Raw genomic sequence first — 5068 nt, 5'->3', positions numbered from 1 at the left:
TTCTTCACCGTAGAAAATGGAGTGGCTGACCCGTCTATTCTACACCAAAGAACAGGAAGTTGATTTTGGACGACTACTAAGGCTTCCATTGTGCCATTTGTAGAGGGCGCGGAAGTCGTCGGTGAGCTTGTGGCCGAGCTTGGTCTCGAAGGCATCTAGCTCTGCATCGGTGACACCGGGCTGGAGCGAGGCGTAGTAGTCTGGTAGATTGACTGACAGCCAGGTTCCAAAGCGTGTCAGGAGGTTGTTCATCGTTCCGTATCCGGGGCTTTGTATCGGGTGAGCTGATCCTCCCAGAGTGACTTCCAGTGCTGGGTAGTCTTTTCTCCGCACGAACCTATATCTCTCCAGAAGCGTTCGTCATCGAATCCAACGAAGTCTAGGGCGGAGTAGTAGGCGAGGTTATGGACGGCTTCATTGCGCTTAAAAGCCCCCTCGGCAGCCGTTAAGCGCTGAGGAATCTGGCCCAGTCCGCCGCAGGTTGCCTGACTACCTAAGTTACGCGCTTCGACCACGGCCCAGTAGAGCAGGTAGCGGTAGGCAAATTTTCGGTTGGGTGGCATTTAGAACAGTGTCCTCGGGGGCTCTTTCTTGGCCTCGACGACTTTCTTTCGTGCGGCTTCGATATCCGCAATGAGAAGCTCGCGGGCATGGTCGTAGGCGGCTCCTTCTTGGCGGAGAATGTAGGCAGGATGGAGAGCGGCGATGGCGTAGGGGGCGTAGCGGCTCTCGAAAAACTGGCCACGCTCGCTGGTGATCTTGAAGCCGCGCTTGATGACCATGCTCGCGGAGGGGCCGCCGAGGCAGAGAATCACGAGGGGCTGCACCGTGCCCAAAATCGGCTCCAGCCAGCCCGACACACAGGCGCTGGCTTCGTCGGCGGTGGGTGGACGGTTTTGTAGGCGGCCTGTTTCGCCCACCAGAGTCGGGCGGCACCGGACGACATTGGTGATGAAGATATGCTTGCGGGTGATGCCACACGCGTAGAGGCACTCATCGAGAAGCTGACCTGCACGACCAACAAACGGACGGCCTGTCTTATCTTCTGTCTCGCCTGGCCCCTCCCCGACCAATACCAGCGGGCTATTGGGGTTGCCCTCGCCAAAGACCACATTGGTGCGCGTCTCCCACAGCCCACAGGCCTGGCAGTTATGGGCCTCTTCGCGCAGGGCCTCAATCCGTTGTTCTTTCTCCGTCATAGGGCTCTATTGTAGCTGGAGAGCGAAGATTTTTCTTTCGGTGAACTCTGTAAAAAATGCGAGATTGCTCCGACAATAAAAGCAGTAACAAGATAATACATCTCCTCGCCCCTCTAGACTCACCATTGTTTTTTTCCTTCGAGGCGGAGATCGCGGAATGAATTTTATGGAGTCTAGTAACGAGACAGCACGCCTCTTGGCGCTCAAAAATCAGCATATCCTAGACACGCCTTCTGAGTCCGCGTACGACGATATCACGGGACTGGCGGCGCTGATCTGCAGCACGCCTATCAGTCTGGTAAGCCTCGTGGACGAAACCCGGCAGTGGTTCAAGTCCTGCCACGGACTAGGGGTGAGCGAGACGCCTCGTGAGTGGGCTTTCTGCGACCATGCCATTCGCCAGCCCCACGAGGTCATGGTGGTACCCGATGCCTTAGACGACCCACGCTTTGTCAATAACCCCTTGGTGACGGGTGAGCCTAAGATTCGTTTCTATGCGGGTGCACCTCTTGTCACCGCACAAGGATACGCTCTGGGAACTCTCTGCGTGATTGACCGCACGCCTCGCACACTCAGCCCTCAGCAGCTTGAGGCCCTGAAAGCCCTGGGCCGACAGGTCATGACGCAGATGGAGCTACAGGCGCACGTGATGACGGCTTTGGAAGCGGAAGAGCGCTTTCACCTTGCTGTGCAAGCCATGCACGATGGCTTGGTGATCCAAGAAAAAGGCGGCGAGATTGTGGTTTGCAATCCCCGTGCTGAAAAAGTGCTAGGCTTGACACGCGACCAGATGATGGGGCGCACCTCGATGGACTCTTGCTGGCGTGCGATTCGTGAGGACGGGACTCCCTTTCCTGGTGAGCAACACCCTGCCATGGTGACTCTCCAGCAGGGAATCCCTCAGCAAGATGTGGTCATGGGAGTGCACAAACCCAATGATGAGCTGACCTGGATCTCGATCAACTCGGCTCCACTCTTTCACCTTGGTGAGGATATCCCCTACGCGGTGGTCACTACCTTCGACGATATCACGGAGCGGCGTAACTACGAGAGTATAGCCCAGAAGCAGCTTGACGAGCTAAACAGTCTCTACCAGCAGCTCGAACGACGGCAGGAGGAACTGGCGGAGATCAATCGCACTCTCGCAACGCAGGCGACCGTGGATGGCCTGACAGGCTTGAAGAACCACCGTAAGTTCCGGGAAGAGCTTGCTACGCAGTACTACCAGAGTGTTCGCTACCAGCACCCGCTCTCGATGATCATGCTGGATGTGGACTACTTCAAGCGCTACAACGATACCTATGGCCACCCCGCAGGCGATGTGGTTCTCAAGCAGATTGCCCAAGTGCTTCAGGACTCGGCACGTCGCACGGACTGTGTGGCCCGCTACGGAGGTGAGGAGTTTGCCATCATCCTGCCTCACACCGACTACGAGGGAGCCTGCGTGATCGCTGAGCGCTTCCGTGCTTTAGTGGAGCAAGCTCCCTGGCCCAAGCGTGCCATCACCATAAGCGTCGGTGTCTCCACCCTCTGGCCTGGTACCGAGAACGACCAGCAGCTTATCACCGAGGCCGACCAGGCGCTCTACCGCTCCAAGCGCTGGGGGCGTAACCGAGTCACTCACTTCAGCGACTGCGCCGACGATCCTAGTAAAGATGTCCCCGAGACCAACCTCGCTGTCTTTGGCTAGCCTTTCGAGTCAATGGTATGTGCTGCCACCGCCTCAGAGAGAAGTCGAAGAATCTTCTCATTGGTTGTTTGGTTGTAGCCCAGTGCCTTTTCGGGAGAGGTAGATAACTCCCTTGCGATTTCACAAGGAAGCTGATTCTCCCAACGCCGATCTCGCTGATGAGGATCAGCTCCACTTTCCAAAAAGAGCCTGATGAGTTCAGGGCGCTGTGCATAAACTGCAAAGTGCAGGGGGGCTCCGAGATGCACACTGGCTCCATAGTCCATTGCTTTCTCAATGGTCTCTATATGAGCCCAGCGCGTCAGCTCATCTAAAACGGAGAGTCCACGGGTATTTATCACACTGGGATCCGCCCCTGCCTCTAGCAGCAGACAGATCTTCTCGTCGGTGCTGGAGTGGGCTGCCTGCACAAGAGGGGGTTCTATGTTTGGCAGATCAAGGGCGTTTGGATCGGCTCCTGCCTCCAGAAGCCGTGCCACAAGATCATCTTCAGTAAACGGTGAGCGTGCTGCTCTCCCCAAGGCACAAGAACCCCAGCCACTCGTGTGTGCATTAGGATCGGCCCCACGCGCTAGCCAGCCTGCGAGTTCCTCGGGTGTCATATGGCCTATGGTATTTAGAAAGCGCTGGTTCAAGCGACGGCGCGGAATAACGGCGTCCAGAAACTCCTCCCAGAGAAAGGCGAATAGCTCGTTCCACTTCTCACGTTTAGGCCACTTCATCCCTGCTTCTCCTGGAGCGGATGGATTCCGAGAGTCCACTGCGCACGTCGCAGATTGACGAGCCCGATGCGGTTGAGTCGTAGTGCCACGACGGTGGCACGACCGCCGGGAGTCTTGCCCTGGATCAGCTGACCGTCTGCACTCCAGGTAAAGTGCTCCTCCCAGAGCTGCTGGCGTGGATGAAAAAGCGCTACAGATGCGCCCGATTCAGGGTCAAGTGCCTGTGTCTGAATCTGTTTAATATCGTTGCAGCCGGGGCAGGAGAGCGCCAGGTTCTCCAGTACGGTTAAGTCACCCGAAACCACAGGCCTGAGCACGCTCTGCGATAATCTCCCGTTGCCGCTGCGTTGGGCGTCTCCGTAGGGCCATCGACTAAGCAGACTCGTTTAATTTCTGCAACGTTTTAGCGAGTCGCGCTGCATTCATTTGTGCCACCGACCAGTGAATGCGGCGCTCCAGTTGCTCGAAACTACCAAAGAGCTGGTTGGCTAACCAATCGCGTTTGAGCCAAAGCCAGTCACGTTCAATAGCGTTCAACTCAGGAGCATACTTGGGGAGCCATTCTACTGTCAGCCAAGGACGAGAAGCAAGCGCTACCTGACTGGCTCGACTGGTATGGATAGGCCCATTGTCCAGAACAAGAATCACGGGCACTGGATTGACTCGTGTGCCCGGCCCGTACAAAACATCTAACTTCTCCAAAAGAGCGATGAAATCTGTGCTGCGTTTGGTACGACTTGTATGAACCGTCAGTTCACCGGTGATGGACTCCCGAACTCCCAACATCGCACATTTTAGAGCTTTGCCGGGAGCTTCGACTCGTAAGTCTGCTCCCCGCTTAGCCCAAAGCCGACTCAGGTAGGGATGAGTGAGTGCCTCGGATTCATCCTGGTAAAGTAGGACAATATCGCCTGCTCGGGCCTGCTGTTGCATCAAAAGTAGAGGAAGACCACTGCGCTCTACGGCTTGTTTATCCTGTCTATGATTGAGGCAGTGGCGAGGTCGCCGGTAGGCCCAACCCCTTTTTTTAGAATAAGGCTCATGTAATTGGCTGTCAGAGTAACTCCCGTTTGCTTCTGAACATCTTGCACCAGGCGCGGACAGGTCAAGCTCTGGTTAACGCTCTGAAGTTTTTCGGGTACGACACTCAGAGCAGCTTCTCGCTTGAGAGGAGGTCGTCCACTCCTGGGTTTATCTTTCAAGCCCTCGACTCCCTGCCTTGCAAATCGTATTCGCCATCGTCTAACACTTTGTGCTCTGACAATCAGTACATCGGCGATTTGCTCTGCGGTTTGCCCCTGGTAGGTCATCAGAATAGCTCGTGCTCTATCGGCATGACTTCTCTTTGAGGAGCGAGCCAAGCCGTAAAGTTGCTCTTGCTGTTGTTCTTCCAGGGGCGTTTTTCGTAACCATCCCATATCTACAGAATACCTGAAACGAAAACGTTGCTATATTTT

General features: G+C 55.7%; 7 protein-coding genes and 1 pseudogene. 1 reads left to right on the top strand and 7 read right to left on the bottom strand.

Annotated features, from left to right (window positions below; translation table 11 throughout):
- Positions 1–39: 39 nt before the first annotated feature.
- From RMO15_RS17245 to RMO15_RS17235, 3 genes are read right to left on the bottom strand one after another with little or no spacing between them, the layout of a single operon-like run.
- A complete protein-coding gene (locus RMO15_RS17245; RefSeq protein WP_309714686.1) occupies positions 40–252 on the bottom strand; it encodes an SMI1/KNR4 family protein in 213 nt (70 codons plus the stop codon).
- On the bottom strand, positions 249–563 hold the full coding sequence (locus tag RMO15_RS17240) for a hypothetical protein (protein WP_309714685.1): 315 nt from the start codon (positions 561–563) through the stop codon (positions 249–251). The genes RMO15_RS17245 and RMO15_RS17240 overlap by 4 nt, the downstream gene beginning before the upstream one ends.
- Positions 564–1199 (bottom strand): uracil-DNA glycosylase, encoded by a 636-nt coding sequence (locus tag RMO15_RS17235; RefSeq protein WP_309714684.1) that lies wholly within the window; start codon positions 1197–1199, stop codon positions 564–566. It abuts the gene before it with no gap.
- Positions 1200–1365: 166 nt separating this feature from the next.
- On the opposite strand from RMO15_RS17235, the gene RMO15_RS17230 reads away from it, so the two are divergent.
- Positions 1366–2889, top strand: a complete 1524-nt coding sequence (locus RMO15_RS17230; protein WP_309714683.1) for a diguanylate cyclase — start codon at positions 1366–1368, stop codon at positions 2887–2889.
- Here RMO15_RS17230 and RMO15_RS17225 read toward each other — a convergent pair.
- The 4 genes and pseudogenes from RMO15_RS17225 to RMO15_RS33345 all read right to left on the bottom strand — a co-directional run.
- On the bottom strand, positions 2886–3611 hold the full coding sequence (locus RMO15_RS17225; protein ID WP_309714682.1) for an ankyrin repeat domain-containing protein: 726 nt from the start codon (positions 3609–3611) through the stop codon (positions 2886–2888). The genes RMO15_RS17230 and RMO15_RS17225 overlap by 4 nt on opposite strands.
- On the bottom strand, positions 3608–3928 hold the full coding sequence (locus RMO15_RS17220) for a hypothetical protein (RefSeq protein ID WP_309714681.1): 321 nt from the start codon (positions 3926–3928) through the stop codon (positions 3608–3610). The genes RMO15_RS17225 and RMO15_RS17220 overlap by 4 nt, the downstream gene beginning before the upstream one ends.
- A gap of 55 nt (positions 3929–3983) precedes the next feature.
- Positions 3984–4715 (bottom strand): IS630 family transposase, encoded by a 732-nt coding sequence (locus tag RMO15_RS17215; RefSeq protein ID WP_309714687.1) that lies wholly within the window; start codon positions 4713–4715, stop codon positions 3984–3986.
- Positions 4679–5029, bottom strand: a pseudogene (locus RMO15_RS33345) (helix-turn-helix domain-containing protein); the annotation flags it as partial. The pseudogene RMO15_RS33345 and the gene RMO15_RS17215, both read right to left, overlap by 37 nt.
- Between the last annotated feature and the right edge of the window lie 39 nt (positions 5030–5068).

The sequence above is a fragment of the Armatimonas sp. genome, from assembly GCF_031410135.1.
Taxonomy (GTDB): domain Bacteria; phylum Armatimonadota; class Armatimonadia; order Armatimonadales; family Armatimonadaceae; genus Armatimonas.
The sequence above is the reverse complement of the archived record's forward strand: the minus strand, read 5'-3'. Positions and strand labels throughout refer to the sequence as shown.

What these genes read in the sequence shown, in the direction of transcription:
- RMO15_RS17245 (WP_309714686.1), bottom strand. Translation starts at nt 252, where the DNA reads ATGAACAACCTCCTGACACGCTTTGGAACCTGGCTGTCAGTCAATCTA.
- RMO15_RS17240 (WP_309714685.1), bottom strand. Translation starts at nt 563, where the DNA reads ATGCCACCCAACCGAAAATTTGCCTACCGCTACCTGCTCTACTGGGCC.
- RMO15_RS17235 (WP_309714684.1), bottom strand. Translation starts at nt 1,199, where the DNA reads ATGACGGAGAAAGAACAACGGATTGAGGCCCTGCGCGAAGAGGCCCAT.
- RMO15_RS17230 (WP_309714683.1), top strand. Translation starts at nt 1,366, where the DNA reads ATGGAGTCTAGTAACGAGACAGCACGCCTCTTGGCGCTCAAAAATCAG.
- RMO15_RS17225 (WP_309714682.1), bottom strand. Translation starts at nt 3,611, where the DNA reads ATGAAGTGGCCTAAACGTGAGAAGTGGAACGAGCTATTCGCCTTTCTC.